The 15,940-nt window shown below is 55.9% G+C and carries 16 protein-coding genes and 1 other annotated feature; of the genes, 15 read left to right on the forward strand and 1 reads right to left on the reverse strand.

Annotated elements, in window-relative coordinates; all coding sequences use genetic code 11:
• Window positions 1–53 precede the first annotated feature (53 nt).
• On the reverse strand, window positions 54–2,918 hold the full coding sequence (locus tag YWK_RS19100; protein ID WP_051375402.1) for a transglycosylase domain-containing protein: 2,865 nt from the start codon (window positions 2,916–2,918) through the stop codon (window positions 54–56).
• A 125-nt stretch (window positions 2,919–3,043) separates the two neighbouring features.
• Window positions 3,044–3,256 (forward strand) — a binding site (T-box leader).
• A gap of 56 nt (window positions 3,257–3,312) precedes the next feature.
• On the opposite strand from YWK_RS19100, the gene tyrS reads away from it, so the two are divergent.
• From tyrS to sigI, 15 genes are all read left to right on the forward strand, one after another.
• Entirely contained in the window at window positions 3,313–4,569 is a 1,257-nt protein-coding gene (tyrS, locus tag YWK_RS0108920; RefSeq protein ID WP_026964517.1) for a tyrosine--tRNA ligase, read from the forward strand.
• Between the two features lie 90 nt (window positions 4,570–4,659).
• Window positions 4,660–5,379, forward strand: coding sequence for a sporulation protein YunB (yunB, locus tag YWK_RS0108925; RefSeq protein ID WP_026964518.1), 720 nt, complete (start codon window positions 4,660–4,662; stop codon window positions 5,377–5,379).
• 124 nt (window positions 5,380–5,503) lie between these two features.
• Window positions 5,504–6,505, forward strand: a complete 1,002-nt coding sequence (locus YWK_RS20965) for a LysM peptidoglycan-binding domain-containing protein (RefSeq protein ID WP_051375403.1) — start codon at window positions 5,504–5,506, stop codon at window positions 6,503–6,505.
• On the forward strand, window positions 6,468–7,460 hold the full coding sequence (locus YWK_RS0108935) for a phosphotransferase (RefSeq protein ID WP_169727161.1): 993 nt from the start codon (window positions 6,468–6,470) through the stop codon (window positions 7,458–7,460). The genes YWK_RS20965 and YWK_RS0108935 overlap by 38 nt, the downstream gene beginning before the upstream one ends.
• Before the next feature lie 86 nt (window positions 7,461–7,546).
• A complete protein-coding gene (locus YWK_RS19110) occupies window positions 7,547–8,416 on the forward strand; it encodes a nitrilase-related carbon-nitrogen hydrolase (protein ID WP_051375430.1) in 870 nt (289 codons plus the stop codon).
• Window positions 8,410–9,264, forward strand: coding sequence for an NAD+ synthase (locus YWK_RS0108945; RefSeq protein ID WP_245578569.1), 855 nt, complete (start codon window positions 8,410–8,412; stop codon window positions 9,262–9,264). The genes YWK_RS19110 and YWK_RS0108945 overlap by 7 nt, the downstream gene beginning before the upstream one ends.
• Before the next feature lie 41 nt (window positions 9,265–9,305).
• Window positions 9,306–10,037: a YebC/PmpR family DNA-binding transcriptional regulator gene (locus YWK_RS0108950; RefSeq protein WP_026964521.1), complete on the forward strand. Its 732-nt coding sequence runs from the start codon at window positions 9,306–9,308 to the stop codon at window positions 10,035–10,037.
• Window positions 10,038–10,096: 59 nt separating this feature from the next.
• Entirely contained in the window at window positions 10,097–10,474 is a 378-nt protein-coding gene (locus tag YWK_RS0108955; protein ID WP_026964522.1) for a hypothetical protein, read from the forward strand.
• Between the two features lie 230 nt (window positions 10,475–10,704).
• Window positions 10,705–11,106, forward strand: a complete 402-nt coding sequence (locus tag YWK_RS0108960) for a GntR family transcriptional regulator (RefSeq protein ID WP_425387176.1) — start codon at window positions 10,705–10,707, stop codon at window positions 11,104–11,106.
• Between the two features lie 223 nt (window positions 11,107–11,329).
• On the forward strand, window positions 11,330–11,611 hold the full coding sequence (locus YWK_RS0108970) for a DUF4162 domain-containing protein (protein ID WP_084453593.1): 282 nt from the start codon (window positions 11,330–11,332) through the stop codon (window positions 11,609–11,611).
• A 40-nt stretch (window positions 11,612–11,651) separates the two neighbouring features.
• Window positions 11,652–12,686, forward strand: coding sequence for an ABC transporter permease (locus YWK_RS19115; RefSeq protein WP_051375404.1), 1,035 nt, complete (start codon window positions 11,652–11,654; stop codon window positions 12,684–12,686).
• A 176-nt stretch (window positions 12,687–12,862) separates the two neighbouring features.
• Window positions 12,863–13,414, forward strand: a complete 552-nt coding sequence (ruvC, locus tag YWK_RS19120; RefSeq protein ID WP_051375405.1) for a crossover junction endodeoxyribonuclease RuvC — start codon at window positions 12,863–12,865, stop codon at window positions 13,412–13,414.
• Window positions 13,411–14,025: a Holliday junction branch migration protein RuvA gene (gene ruvA / locus YWK_RS0108985; protein ID WP_026964526.1), complete on the forward strand. Its 615-nt coding sequence runs from the start codon at window positions 13,411–13,413 to the stop codon at window positions 14,023–14,025. Before ruvC ends, ruvA begins: the two co-directional genes overlap by 4 nt.
• A gap of 62 nt (window positions 14,026–14,087) precedes the next feature.
• A complete protein-coding gene (ruvB, locus tag YWK_RS0108990) occupies window positions 14,088–15,104 on the forward strand; it encodes a Holliday junction branch migration DNA helicase RuvB (protein WP_026964527.1) in 1,017 nt (338 codons plus the stop codon).
• Window positions 15,105–15,179: 75 nt separating this feature from the next.
• Window positions 15,180–15,926: an RNA polymerase sigma factor SigI gene (gene sigI / locus YWK_RS0108995; protein ID WP_035466550.1), complete on the forward strand. Its 747-nt coding sequence runs from the start codon at window positions 15,180–15,182 to the stop codon at window positions 15,924–15,926.
• Window positions 15,927–15,940: the final 14 nt, after the last annotated feature.

The following is a 15,940-nucleotide window of genomic DNA, read 5'->3' on the forward strand; positions in this document are numbered from 1 at the left end:
GCCGCACGGCGCGGCAGCCCTTTTTGTGTGGATTCATTCACATCATACGGGAGTTATCCTCGAGCCCGCGACTGTTCTTCACTCGGCCACAGCATCTCCGGGAGACCGTTACCGTTTGCCGTTCCCGTACCGGGCGTGTTTCCGGTGCTGTTATTCGTACCACCTGGATTCCCCGGCTGGCCCGGTACTCCTGGCACACCGAACACGGTGACCGCGACGGGCTGAGAAGGCGGGGAGAATCCCGAGTTCGATGTGGCGTACACTTCGTAGTACAACGTGCTTGCTCCTGTCGGCAACTTGGAGTCTGTAAAATCCGTCTTCGCCATCGGGCCCGCGATATTCGAGAATGGGCCGTCTGGCGAGGTGGCGCGCCACACCGAATATCGTGTAGCTCCTTTCACGGCATCCCAAGACAGATGCACCTTGCCGGATGGATCCGCCATGGCCTGAATATGAGCCGGAGCTGGCAACGACTGTAACTGAGTCTTCGTCGAGGCCCGCAAAATGGTGCCACCACGTGGGTCTGGCTGTGACGGGAGATATTCTGCGCTGTCCGCCGTGACAACGCCAGGAGGCAGCGGTTCTGGAGGGACCAGGAACACCCCTTGCCGAATTTCTCCCGGCGGCGTGTTGGTTGTCGCTAGGTACTTCCTGCCGTTGACGACCGTATACAATGCGTTGACGTGCGTTTTACAGGGACTGGTTGGCTCCGTGCCCTGAATAAACAACTCAGAGTACACGTCGTTATCCGACTTGCAGAGACTCGTGGGCAGCTCCCCGGATTTGCTGCACACTGGCATGGTCGTGATACCAGGTGGCCTTTGCCAAGGCGTCGTCGGTGGATCTTTCTTGAGTATTGGATCCATCATCATGTTCCAGACTTTGAACTTGAGGTCGTACCAGTCCGGGCCGCCGTTGGATCCATTGGGGATGACTTCATTGTAGTCGTACCCCATCCACAGTCCCATCGTGTACTTCTGCGTGTACCCGATGAACCATCCGTCCCTGTGGTCGTCTGTGGTACCGGTTTTTCCGGAGATGTAATACCCCGGGAAGTGACTCCCGACAGCGGTAGCGGTGCCGTCTCTATCGTACAGCACCCCGTGTAGGATATCTGTCATGATGTATGCCGTCTGCGGCGAAAACACCTTTTGCGGCGTAACCGCCTTGTGTTGGTATAGAATCGTGCCATCCCTGTCTGTAACCTTCTGAATCATGTACGCCGGACGCCACACGCCTTGGTTTGCGAACACCGTGTAGGCGCTCGTCATCTGCTGCACTGTCAAGCCGTACGTCATACCGCCGATGGCAGCCGACAAATGCGATTCGTCATCTGGCGTCAGCGTCGTCTGCCCGCGCAGTGTCTTCGATTGTGGCGTAATGCCCATTCTGGCCATGTAGGGCCAGGCTGCTTTGGGCGTAATTTGCTGTAGCAGACGAACCGCCGGCAAGTTGCGCGACTGCACGAGAGCCCGCCGTGCTGTCATGATGCCTTCCCAGTCGGGTTCGGCGTCTCTCGGCGACCAAGCACCGCCTGCTCCAATCCACGTGTGGGGGGCGTCAAACAGCGGACTTGCAGCAGTGATATCACCCATGTCCAACGCCGGGCCGTAGTCGAGCAACGGCTTAATCGCTGACCCAGGTTTACGCGGAATATCCGAATGGTCCACGTACGCTCCGTTGTTGAAGTCGCGGCCGCCGCCGATGGCCAGAATGCCGCCTGATTGATTATCTATCAACGTGGCGCCAGCTTCGTACAAGTCCTGAAGCTGCTTGCCGTTCTTTCCTCGAATCGGTTGTCCGTTTGCCCCAACGGCGCCGACCGTACTGCCTTGAAACAGGGCGTTGTTCTTCAACACCTTGTCGATGGCATCCTGCGCTGACAAGTCGATGGTGGTGTAGATTTTGAATCCCGCCGTCGGCAGCGCTTTCTCGGCGTCGTCTACAGTGGCGTACTTACCGCTCTGCACCAGAGCCTGTGCCACCAATGGTTCCACGTTGTCCCGCATCACGTACGGATATGGAGTGGATTCAGGAGGGGGTTCCTTCAGCTCCTTGACTACGTCCACTTTCATAGCGGCATCGTACTGCGCTTTGGTGATCATTTTATCTTGCAACATCTGATCCAAGATGTAATGTTCGCGCTGGACTGTATTTTTTGGATTTAAGTACGGTGAAAACAAGGACGCGTTGTTTGGGATAGCAGCAAGAAACGCAGCTTCCGGCAGGGTAAGATACTTGACATCCTTATGGAACATAATGTCAGACGCTACTTTGACACCATACACGTTGTTGTTACCCATGCGACCCATGTAGACCCAATTCATGTAATCGGTCATGATTTCGTCCTTGGTCAGCATGTGGTTGACTTCTAGTGCCAAGGCAATTTCCTGGATTTTGCGCTTGGCCGTCCGCTCTTGTTCCGGGAACATTGCGAGTTTGACGGTTTGCTGCGTGATGGTACTGGCGCCGCTGAGAATGCGGTGGCCGAGCAGATCTTGAATCACGGCGCGTCCCATGGCCAGCGGGTTGACACCGATGTTGCTGTAAAATGTCTTGTCCTCCGCCGCAATGAACGCGTTGACAAGGAACGGAGAGACCTGCTTTACGGACTCAATCGGCTGTCGGTCACCGTTTGTGGAAAACCGCCCGATGACCTTTCCGTTCCTATCGTATACGACCGATGGTTCACTCATATTTGCAAACGTTTTGGCCGAGACCGAAGGCAGGCCTTTCAACATTGAGGTCACATAACCGACCGCTGCGCCAGCGACAACCGTAACGCACGCTCCTACACCCAGGGAGGTGTATCCAATCCAGCGCCATACAGGATGGCGGCGCTCGCGTTTTGCGTCTTTGGCACGGCGTGCATCCGCTTGCTCACCGCTGCGAGACGGCGGTTGTGTGTGGTTCCCCATTCGGTTCACTCCTCTCGAGGAAAAATTATATCATAAGGTACGATGACCAACTGCTTGTCACTTTGCGGCAACCTGGTCGTCGTTTGACGGTCAACCGTAGCGTTTGTTATACTGGCACAAATTCATACTGACCGAAGAAAAAGGTAAGTACGCGGACGGTGCGCGCATTCAGAGAGTCGGTGGTGGGTGTGAACCGACCGCGCGTCCGCGGAAGTTACGCCTTTGGAGGTGTGTCGGCGAGAGTCGGCACCGGAGGCCCCGTTATCGCCGTGAAAGTGGTTGTCGACGCTGCTCGGCAACAAGCAGGGTGGTACCGCGAGGCAAGCCTCGTCCCGCATGGGATGTGGCTTTTTTATTTGCACTTTGACGACACAAGAACAGGAGGAGATGTGACGTGGAAATTTTACAAGAACTGACATGGCGTGGGCTTGTTCATCAAGTGACAGACATGGAAGGTCTGGAGAAACAGTTGGCTAATCCGACCACGTTGTACGTTGGATTCGACCCGACCGCAGATAGCTTGCACATCGGAAGTTTGCTGCCCATCCTGACGCTGCGTCGGTTCCAACTGGCAGGACACCATCCCATCGCGCTGGTGGGCGGTGCGACAGGGTTGATTGGGGACCCGAGTGGAAAGGCGAGCGAACGGACGTTAAACGACCGGGAAACGGTGGAACAGTGGAGCCAGCGAATTCGCGAGCAACTCGAGCGCTTTCTCGACTTCGAAAACGTGCCAAATCCCGCAGTCATCGTGAACAACTACGACTGGACACACAGTCTTGACGTCATTTCCTTTTTGCGGGACATCGGGAAAAACTTTTCATTGAACTACATGCTGGCGAAGGAATCTGTGGAAACGCGCCTAGAACGCGGGATTTCGTTTACAGAATTCAGCTACATGATTCTGCAAGCGAACGACTTCTGGAATTTGTTCAAGACCAGGGGGTGTCGCCTAGAAATTGGCGGCAGTGACCAGTGGGGCAACATCACGGCAGGTCTTGAACTCGTCCGCAAGTTGTCCGGCGAAGAAGTGTACGGCCTAACGATACCTCTCGTGACGAAAGCCGATGGAACGAAGTTCGGCAAGACGGAAGGCGGCGCGATTTGGTTGGACAGGAACAAGACCACGCCGTATCAGTTTTACCAATTCTGGTTGAACGTGGACGACCGCGACGTCGTTCAGTACCTGAAGTACTTCACCTTTTTGTCTCAGGACGACATCGCCGATCTCGCGCACAAGGTCGAGACCAATCCAGGAGCCCGCGAGGCGCAGCGCACGCTGGCTCGTGAAGTCACTACACTGGTGCACGGGAAAGCAGATACAGACAGGGCGGAGCAGATTTCGAAGGCGTTGTTCAGCGGCGACATCCGCGAACTGTCGAAGGACGAAATTGCCATGGTCTTTCGGGACGTTCCCTCGACCGTCCTGGCGAAGTCCGCTGAACCGCTGTTGGTAGATCTCCTGATTCAAGTTGGCGCGTGCTCGTCCAAACGGCAGGCTCGTGAAGACATTGGCAATGGCGCCGTGTCGCTGAACGGAGTGCGCTGTACTGATGTCGAAAAAGTCGTGGGCGTGGAGGACAGAATCGAGGGAGAATACGTCGTGCTGCGGCGCGGCAAGAAAAAGTACTTCCTCGCCAAGTTCGAGTGACCGCGCTTCCTAGAGCCTTCCAAGCGTACACTCATCTCTTGTCCAGATTGTCCCCTCCTCTGCGTATACATGACAGAGGAGGGGATGTTTATGTCCGCCAAGGGATTTCAATCGGTGAGGTCTTCTCCTACGCAAGGACGGCGAAGTCCGCGTCGCCCACACTGGTCCTACGCGATTCTCCTGTCCATCCTGGCGTGCGCTTTGCTGATGCTGTACGCCCTCAATGTCAAGATTCGTCCAGCCATCGCCGCCGGTGCCAAGGCGGTGGCCACACGTGCCGCGAATGCCGCCTTGAACAAGGCAGTAACCGAGGAACTGGCGCGAAGCGCCGCGGCCGAGAACATCGTCCACTACAACATGAACCGCACTGGCGATTTGAAAGTGGCTGATTTTGATTTCGCCTACGTGACGAAAGTTCAGTCTGCCGCAACTCAATTGGCAGAAAATTACTTGGCGGATTTATCAGACGAAACACTGAGACTCCCGATTGCGCAAACGTTTGGTGGCGCCGTGTTTTCCACCCTGGGGCCTGCCATTCCCGTCCGAGTGAATCTGGTAGGTTCCGCGCATTCCTCCGTCAGCGTGGAATCCAAGTCCGTGGGTATCAATCAGACGGTGCATATCCTTTACTTGCAATTGAACGCCGAGGTGCAGGTTGTGGCTCCCCTTGTGGCGCAACCCGTATCCGTACAATCACGGGTGCCTCTGGCCTACGTGGTGTTCAACGGGCAGGTACCGAACACGTATTACGGTGGATGGTCGCAAAGTCCTACTTTGCCACCGACGTCTTCCGGGCAAGGCGGTCACTAGTATTCATGCGTGCTGACACGGTCTTGAAACGCCTATTTTTGTGCTTCAAATGGGCACTTTCTGGGCATCCGCATATACTGGCAGGGACGTTGCGCCACAGCGGGCGCCAAGGGAGGCAGGATGCATGAAGAAGTACATTGTTCGCGACGGCGATACGATGTGGACCATCAGCAAAGAGACAGGCGTGCGTTTAAACCTGTTGATGGCGGCCAATCCGCAGGTCACAGACCCGAATCGCCTGAGGCCGGGGAACGTCATTGTCATCCCGGAACTGTACAAAAAGACAGAGACCAAGCCATCCGGGGAACCTTCAAGACCTCCGACTCAACCAGCGCCGGCAGGCGCAGTGCCGCCATACTTTGGATTCGTCTGGCCTCATGTGGTCAAGGCGGGCGAGACGTGGGAATCCATCGCAGCCGGATACAACGCATCCGTAGCACAATTAAAGGAGCTCAATCCCAGTCAACCCGAGGGGCGGGTGCGCGAGGGGCAAGTCATTTACGTTCCCGGTGTCACATCACAGGGGACGCCTACTCCAGGCTCCGAGACACAAGCCATGCCTTCGCCTACGGGTCAGCCGTATGGGGCACCCGACCAGTATCCACCTGAGGACATGCAACCGTGGCCACCGGAGACATTTGGCTCGGGAGCCCAACCGTATCACCCGCCGACGGGTTACCCCCCGAATGCTATGCCGTATCCGCCTGGCGGAATGTACCCAGGACCGGGTGTCATGCCGCAACAGGGTACTGTTCCGCAACCGGGTTTCGAGCCGTACGGCCCGCATACACATTATCCGTACCGCACCCGTAAGGCGCCGAAGCTCATTCCAGGTGCGAACATGGTGAGGCCCGCGTACTCCGGCTACTGGGCATTCATTCCATACCAACCGCATCTGTACGGAATGCCCCCAGTGCCCATGGCACCCAGTCCACCGATGCACTTGCCAGCGGCTTGGTACAGCGACGGGAATGACAGTAGCTCGAGTTGGCGTGGTGGTGAAGACTCCGACTGGACTGTCATGGAGTGGGAAGAATCTGTTGCATCGCAGGAAAATCGAGCTTCCCGCTCTCATGTCGAGAAAGCGCATGATGAATCCCGAGAGACCCAACGCGACTCGGATTGACAAGCGGAAACTGGCCGCGGCACTGGAACGCTTTTACGGTCTTTCCGTCGTCCGTGTAGTCCAAATGCGCACGGTCTGCGGCGTCTTCACGACAACGGGCGAGCGGTGGATCTGGAAATGTGTTCGCCGACAGTCCGTCATTCCGCTGCGCCTACAGGTTCAGACCTCCGTCTCTGCGGCGTTGCAGGAACACGGCATTGTGGCGCCGATGCCCACGCGAAACCGTTACGGCGAATGGGTTACACAAATCGGGACTGACCTTGGCTACCTGCAGCCGTGGGTATCCGGCAGGCACGTGAATTTAGGAGACCCGTCGGAGCGGCTCAGAGCCGTAGCGACGTTAGCAGCGTTCCACAGTGTCGCAGGCCGTCTCCTGCTCCATCCGCGCCCTGAGTTGATGCGTCCACCACTGTGCGCGAAACTCGCGATGAAGCGAGATTTTCTCTACGCCAAATGGGACCAGGTCACAGTTTGTTGTCCGGAGGCGAAGAGTCAGGCAGAGGCGCTCTTCAGTGCAGCGGACCTTGCAGTGCATGCCGCCAGGCGCGTGCATATCCTTCGTTACGCACATCGCGACATGGCACCACACAACCTACTGTTGCAAGCGGACGGCAACGTGGCACTGATTGACTTCGATGAGGCAGGTTTTGACGATCCGCTCGTCGATATTTTGCAGTGTACAAATCATGGGATTCACTTCGGCGGTCTCGGTGCAGGTTACTTTTGCGACATCCTCGAAGCGTACCGGCGGAATTGCCCGATGGATGGAGAGCGCGAGCAGGCGCTGTGGGCGATGTTCGGCTTTCCTGAATTGCTGTATCGAGCAGTCTTGGAGTGGATGCGCGAAGGGCATGCCGATGGAGACCAGAGGCTGGAGGAAGCGTTGACGTTGGAGCGGATGCGGAGATTGGTGCTGACAGAGGAACGGACGCCGAACGGTGGGCACAGCCGATGACTGTGCCCATTTGCTTTCACCAAGCGGCAGGGTATACTGAGAGGCGGTGAAAATAACACGAAGAGGCCTCTGGGAGTGTGACGTACGTGACGCAGCAGGTGAGAGTGGCACTTGGACAAGTTCGGCCAGTGCTCGGCGACGTCAAGGCAAATCTGGACAAACACCTGACATGGGTCGAACAGGCTAAGGGAGAGGGCGCTTCTGTCGTCGTTTTTCCGGAGCTTGGACTGACCGGCTACCAAGTGCAGGATCTGACACTTGATGTCGCCCGTACGCTGAAAGACGCGGACATCCGCCAAATGGTGGATGCCAGCCGCGACATCGATATTACATTCAGTTTCGTGGAAGAATCGCAGGAACATCTTTTTTATGTATCCACAGTCTATGCGTCCGAGGGGGAAATTCGGCACGTGCACCGCAAGGTGTATTTGCCTACATACGGCATGTTCGATGAAGGACGTTATTTTGCGCGCGGCGACCGCTTTGACACAGTCCAGACGAAGTACGGGACAACCGGGATGTTAATCTGCGAGGACGCTTGGCACGTGTCCAGTCCGTACTTGTTGTCTTTGGCTGGATCGGACCTCTTGATTCTTCCGGCGGCCAGTCCTGCCCGCAGTGTGACCGAGCAAGACCAGTTCGGATCTCAAAAATTCTGGCAGGATTTGTTGCAGGTGTACGCGCAGCTGTTCGGCGTGTTTATTGTGTTTGTCAACCGCGTGGGGTTCGAAGACGGCATTAACTTTTTCGGGGGCTCTGGCGTAGTCAGTCCGACGGGCGAGTGGGTGGTGCACGCCCCGACTCTCGAGGAAACGCTTGTGGTGGGTGATCTGGATATGACACTCATCCGGCGCGCTCGCTTTACAACCCCGATTTTGCGGGACGAAAATAAGGACTTGGTCCTGCGTTCACTGAATCGACTGGTACATGGGCAGGAAGCGAGGGACGCGTGGTGAATACGGAGATTGCACGCCGCCTTCAGATCAATGAGAAACTGACGGCTGAAGTACTGACGGCGTTTATCCGGGAAGAGGTCGAGAAGGCAGGGTTTCAGAAGGTGGTTTTCGGCCTGTCCGGTGGCATCGACTCGGCGCTTGTGGCATATCTGGCTGTACGCGCTTTGGGATCGGAACGGTGTCACGCTGTGATGATGCCGTACACCACAAGTAACCCGAAAAGCTTATCCGACGCTCAGGCCGTGGTGGATGACTTAGGTTTGCAGGCACTGGTGGTTCCCATCAGTGCGCCTGTGGATGCGTTTTTTGCGGCGATGGACGAACGATTAGGGGTCCCGGCAACCCCTCTGCGACGAGGCAACCGCATGGCGCGCGAGCGAATGAGCACGTTGTTTGACCTGTCCGCCCACTTTTCTGCCTTGGTTCTTGGCACAAGTAACAAGACCGAGTTGTTGTTGGGGTACGGCACGCAGTTTGGCGATCTCGCGAGCGCACTCAACCCTATCGGCGACCTCTACAAGTCGCAGGTGCGACAGTTGTCGCGTTATCTGGGGGTTCCGCAGTCAATTCTCGAGAAGCCCCCAAGTGCCGACCTATGGCAAGATCAGACGGACGAAAAGGAGCTTGGTTTCACGTACGAGTTTGCCGACGAGGTGTTGTACCAACTTGTGGACCTTCGCTGCTCCGTCGACGATTTGATCCGCCAAGGGTACGACGCCGCCACGCTGCAAGCCATCGTCCGTCGCGTGGAGCGCAATCAATACAAGAGAAAGCCGCCCATTATTGCGAAGTTGTCGTCGCGTACGGTCGGCGTCGACTTTCGTTATTTACGCGACTGGGGGCAGTGAAGCGTACAGCATGGTTGATACAACACTGAGGGGGGAAATCCATGGCTGGGCATTCGAAATGGCACAACATCCAACGGCGAAAGGGAAAGCAGGACGCGATTCGCGGCCAGTTGTTCACGAAGTTGTCCCGAGATATCTACTTGGCTGCGAAGGAAGGCGGGGGGAATCCGGAGACCAACTTCCGGCTGAAGGTCGCCATTGAACGGGCAAGGCAAAACAATTTGCCTGCGGACAACATTGCTCGCACGATTGCGAAGGCGACGGGAACCCTGCAAGGTGTTTCGTACGAGGAATTGATGTACGAAGGGTACGGTCCGTACGGCGTGGCCATCATGCTGGATATTGTGACGGACAACCGCAATCGGACAGCGGCCGATGTACGTCACATTTTCTCCAAGCGGGGCGGAAACCTCGGTGAAGCCGGTTGTGTTTCGTGGATGTTCCACCGCATCGGCGCTATCACCATCCTGAAGGAAGGCTGTCCCATGAGCGGGGATGAATTGATGCTGCAGGCTTTGGAAGCCGGAGCAGATGACATCAAGGAAGACGAGGATTCCTACCTTGTCATTACGGCGCCAGAGGCATTCAAGTCAGTCCGGGACGCGTTGGAAGGTGCGGGCTTGACGTTGGAGGACGCGGAGTTGACGTACCAACCAGACAACTGGATGACGCTGGACGGCGAACAAGCAGAAGCAGTCATGGACCTGATAGAAGCGCTCGAGGCGCACGATGACGTGCAAAACGTCTATACGAACTTCGAGCCCGCAGACTGAATAACCGTAGATCCCGAGTGGCATGCTAGTCTCGACCAGGATGGAGAGGGTGAGGAAGCATGCCGAAGCGGACTCGGACATTTGCCAACTGTGCAGTAGGCGGCATAGCGACAGGGCTATTTCTTCTGTGTGGTGCACTGTTTTTGCCTCAAGTCGCATGTGCCGATACTCCGTCGGTATTCGACTTTGGCCAACCCGTCACAGCGCAGGCGTGGGCTACCGTGCAATCGCACCCTCAGCCGGCGGCGTTTGTCACGCTGTACCCGGATGGGAGAGGCAGTATTCAGGTGCGCCAGATTGCGGACGACACGCTCAACGCCTTCGCGACAGAATCCTCCAGTTGGCGGATGGACCATGGGCTGACGTGGTTTGTTCAGATGCCTGTGTATGTGAAAGAGGTCGCGCCGCTGCCGGGGTTTGGCGAAAGTTCAGTATAGCCCTACTGTGCATGTTGCGTGCCCGGATATCTTTATAGGAACAGATGTATCAAGCGATTCGTTTTGCACAATTTCATTGGAATGGTTCAGGCATTCGTTTCCGCGCGGAACGAATGCCTTTTTGGTGTGGAGGGAGAAATTTACGTGTAAGCCCTCTTGTATTAAGTGTATTACATGTTATGATACACTTAAATCACATGATACTCCTGGGTCTCTCGATGGGAGGGAGGATGTTGGATGAACGCCAAGTTGGCTCACTGCGCTTTCGCTTGGATCTCAGCCGGCCGATTTACGAGCAAATTCTGGAGCAAATGAGCAGCGCCATCGCCAGGGGAGACATTCCCCTCGGTGAAAAAATCCCGTCGGTTCGAGAAATGGCGCAAGCCCTGAGGGTAACGCCGAATACGGTCATGCACGCGTACCAGGAAATGGAACGAGAGGGCTTGACAGAGACGCGGCGAGGGCAGGGTACGTTTATCACCACGTCGCAGGAACGCGTGGAACAATTTCGGACAGAACTGGCTCACCGCGTGATGGAAGAGTTCTTGCAGAAGATGAAGAGCCTTGGCTACTCCTGGGAAGACATTCTGAAATACCTACAAGCGAAACGGGGAGGCGACAGTGACCCATGACAGACGCCGCAGTCATCTGCACGGAAGTCACGAAGCAATATGGGCAGAAATACGCCCTACAACAACTCAATCTCACCATTCCCAGCGGCCGTGACCGGTATTGTCGAACCGGACGGAGGCACGGCGCAGATGTTCGGTTTGAACGCGGCCACAGACAAAAACGTCATTCGCAGGCAAGTTGGGTACGTACCTCAGAGCATTACGTTGTACGAAAAGCTGAGCCATTGCCGAAGGGCCCTTAAAGGAGTTGCTGCAGCGCTTTGGCACCGAGTCGGTGTACGTGGAAGCCGACGGTTTCGAAACATTGCCGCCGTTTCCCGGCGCCAGAAAAACCTGTCGCCAGGGCAACGGCTGGGTGATTGAAACGGATGACGTGATGGATGCGATGCAACACATCTTGCACACAGCGTCGGAACACGGGGTGGAGATAGAAGCGCTGGAAATGGTTCGCCCCTCGCTGGAATCCGTGTTTCTCTCACTGACAGGAACAAGTTTGCGGGATTGACGTGACCGCTTTCTGGACCGAAGGAGGGTACTAAAGAGATGTGGAGCATCGTCCGCAAAGAGTTGAAATTGCTGTTGAAGGGAAAGGGAAACTTCTTTTTTCTCATCATCAGCCTATATTGTTTATCGTGTTGTTTGGCTCGGTCTTCTCCGGAGCTTCCAATTCGACGCTGACGGTCAACTATGTGGATCTGGATCAGTCCACTGTGTCCAGGAGCTTCTTGCAGGCAGTCGGCCACGTGAACGGATTCGCTTTGAAACCGGCTGCGTCGTCCTCGGTGGATGACGAGATTCAGAAGATCAAAGACGGGAAAATGGACTCGCTGGTTGTCATTCCGAAAGGCTTTGGCCAGGCCATTGCGTCCGGCCAACATCAAGCCAACATTCAATTTTACCGCGACGTCACGGCGAACACGGTATCCGGACCCATTGAATCGGTCTTGAATGCCGTCGCGAACGAATATCAGAAGCAGCACATTGCCAATGTACTGACTGCGGCGGGCAAGAGTCCGCAACAAGTACATGAGATCTTGCAACCCTCTGTGCTGATTCAGGAGATCCAGGAAAGTGGCGACAACGGGACGAAGGTGAGTATGCTGGACCAGGTCGTGCCTGGGTACACTGTGATGTTCGTCTTCTTCATTATTATGAGTATGATGCGAAGCTTTCTGGGAGAGAAAGAATCTGGAATGCTGGCGCGCTTGCGCAGTACACCGATGCGTCCCATCACGTATCTCCTCGGCATGTGGGTACCTGCCATTATCGCCGTTTTGATTCAGTGTGTCATTCTACTGGGGTTCGGACATTTTGTCTATGGGGTGAATCTCGGAGACTTGAGCGCCATCAGTCGCATCGTGCTCTGTCTGTCGATTTGCGGAACCGGCATCGGTTTGGCCGTTTCCATGTGGATACGCGGAAAAAACCAAGGCAGAGCCATCACGATGCTGATTACGTTGGGAGGCGCCGCGCTCGGCGGCGTGTGGCAGACGTCGGCTGTCCTGTTTGCGTTTGGCCTGGCTGGTCTGCTCGCCGCTTTCCTGCGCTTTCCTCATTTCCTGCGCACTGCCACCAACTGAAGTTTGCAAAATCAGCTCGCGACAAGGCATCCATTCTCCTTGGAATGGATGCTTTTGGTTTGAGAAGGGGGTTGAGCCATCCTCCACGGATGGCGCGTATGCCATTCCGTACTGGTCGTCAAGTAGGATTTCTTGATCCAAAACGCGAAGTCATATAGCCTAGGGAGGACCTACAGATGGACGAACAGCGCATCATTGGAATTGACCCTGGTATTGCACGAATGGGATACGGTATTGTTGCCGTTGCTGGAAATCACACGCAGGCTATTGATTACGGCTGTATTGAGACGCCGCCGGAATGGACGGTTGCACAGCGTCTACAAAAGATATATCAGGATTTGCGAAACATCGTGGTTGAATATCACCCGCACGTGATGGCGGTCGAAGAACTGTTTTTCAATCGAAATACAACCACGGCGTTCGTCGTCGGTCAAGCCCGAGGCGTTGCGCTGTTGGCAGGTGTAGAAGCAGGGCTGACGATGGCAGAGTACACGCCAATGCAGGTGAAAATGGCTGTAACAGGCTATGGAAAGGCGGATAAGAAACAGGTACAGGAAATGGTTCGAGTGTTACTCAACCTGGCCACCGTGCCGAAGCCGGATGACACAGCCGACGCGTTGGCCGTTGCGATAACGCATGCGCATTCGACGCCCATGTTAAACTTGGTAGAACGCGTGGCGTCTCCCCGGGCGCGCACGGTGAACTACGGAAGGGGTGTCAAGCCGTGATTGCGTTTTTGCGCGGCATCGCACATACGGTCGGGGAAGGGTACGTCGACGTCGACGTGCACGGTGTTGGCTATCGCGCCTTTGTGGCGCAAAACGTCGCAGACAGCCTGCAAAGCGGTCAGGAAGTGTTTTTGTTCACTTACCAGGCCGTGCGGGAAGACGCCATATTGCTGTACGGATTTCCCACCGAAGACGACCGGAACTGGTTTGAATTGTTGATTGGCGTATCGGGAATCGGTCCCAAAGGCGCCTTGCAAATTCTATCTGGCATCAGCGGGGCGGACTTTGCGGAAGCCATTTACGCGGAGGATGTCGACGCGCTCTGTCGATTGCCTGGCGTCGGGAAAAAGACGGCACAGCGTTTGGTCGTGGAACTCAAGGACAAATTGGAGGCTATGTGGCGCGTGTCAAGGACGACGTCTCGTAAACAGGTCGCTGCGTCCGCCGCGACGGAGGCGAGCCAGGTTGAACGAGATGTCGTTGAGGCATTGGTGAGCCTTGGCTATAATGAAAGGCAAGCTGTGGAGCAAGTGCGTCAAGTCCTCTCAGAAGCGCCATCCATCGCCGTTGAAGACGCGTTGCGACTGTGTTTACAGAGGATGTCTCGCTGACTTACACTGTCGAGAACTCACGGTTGGGATGACCCGAGGGCGCAAGATGGAGGGAATGACGTTTGACTGAACGAGTGATATCTGCGGACTGGAGTGGCGAGGACGCTGCGTTTGAATCCCTTCGGCCTCGCTTTTTGGACGATTACATCGGACAAGATAAAATCAAGGACAACTTGCGCGTCTTTATCGAGGCGGCCAAGGAGAGGTCCGAATCGCTGGACCACGTGTTACTGTACGGACCACCTGGGCTGGGCAAGACGTCGCTTTCGATGATTATTGCGAATGAACTTGGCGTACATATTCGTATTACGTCAGGGCCTGCCATTGAAAGACCGGGAGATCTTGCCGCGCTGTTGACGAACCTGCAGCCGGGCGACGTCCTGTTCATTGACGAAATTCACAGGTTGTCGCGGGCCGTGGAAGAAGTCCTGTATCCAGCCATGGAGGATTACGCCATTGATATTATGATTGGCAAGGGGCCGAGCGCGCGCTCCGTACGCTTGGACTTGCCGCCGTTTACGTTAATAGGCGCCACGACGCGAGCAGGTTTGCTGTCGGCGCCGCTGCGAGATCGGTTTGGTGTGATTGCACATTTAGACTATTACACCGTGGAAGATTTGACGAAAATTATTCGGCGCACTGGAGATATCCTGCGTCTTCCGATGGACGACGAAGCTGCGGCCGAAATTGCGCGCCGGTCGCGGGGGACGCCAAGAATTGCAAACCGCTTGCTGAAGCGCGTGCGCGACTTTGCCCAGGTGGAACGCGCCGCCGTTCTCACGAAAGAGATTGCTGCCCACGCGCTCAGCAAACTGAATGTGGACGACCTAGGACTGGATGAATTGGACTACAAAGTATTAATGACGATGATCCAGAAATTCGGAGGGGGTCCGGTGGGACTCGACACCTTGGCAGCTGCAGTCGGTGAAGAGTCTGGAACCATTGAAGATGTCTATGAACCCTATTTAATTCAAATGGGCTTGATACAGCGTACGCCGCGTGGCCGAATTGCCACCGTACGCGCCTATCAACACTTGAATTACCCTGTCCCAGAGCGGATTGGTGGAGATGTGGAATGAACATATGTCCCGCGCGGGCTGCGACCCCAAGAAACACTGCGTCGAGAACGAAAATAGTGGAGCGAGGTGGAATGCGTGCGTGGATTGCTCTTTCGCCGCAAGAACACCGAGGACAACCGTCAACTGGATAAGTTGCTTCAACGAGCGCAGGCGGGGGATGAGGACGCCCGCAACGCCTTGATTGAAACGTATTCTCCATTCGTGCTACGCATTGCCTCGCAGGCCTCGAGGCGGTACATTGAACGGGGACGGGATGACGAGTACAGTGTGGCTTTGCTTGCGATGAACGAAGCCATCGACAGGTACAATCCGGATCGGAACGTCAATTTCCTCGGATTTGCGGAAACCATCATCCGACGCCGTCTGATTGACCACTTCCGGACACAACGGACCCAGTCGAGGGCAGTGCCCTGGACCGAGTTCGATGTCGTCGACGATGAAGACAACGTGACGAACTACGTGGAAGTACAGACTTCCATCGCAGTTCACCAGCGGGCGGAAGAACAGGAGGCGCGCCGCCTGGAGATTGCGGAGTACGCGGAGCGTTTGCGAGACTACGGACTGTCGTTCAGCGAACTTGTGGATTTGTCGCCGAAACACGCCGATGCGCGTGCACACGCCATTCAGGTCGCGCGGATCGTCGCAGACGACGCAGAACTTCGTGAATACGTCCTCGAGAAAAAGGCGTTGCCCCTGAAAGCCTTGGAGGACCGCGTCGGCGTCTCGAGAAAGACGATGGAGCGCCAACGAAAGTACATCCTCGCCGTGGTCTTGCTGCTGTGCGGAGATTTTCAGCACCTGCAGTCATTCATTTCCGAGTAGAGAGGGGGGGCAAG

The sequence above is a fragment of the Alicyclobacillus pomorum DSM 14955 genome, from assembly GCF_000472905.1.
Lineage (GTDB): Bacteria > Bacillota > Bacilli > Alicyclobacillales > Alicyclobacillaceae > Alicyclobacillus_A > Alicyclobacillus_A pomorum.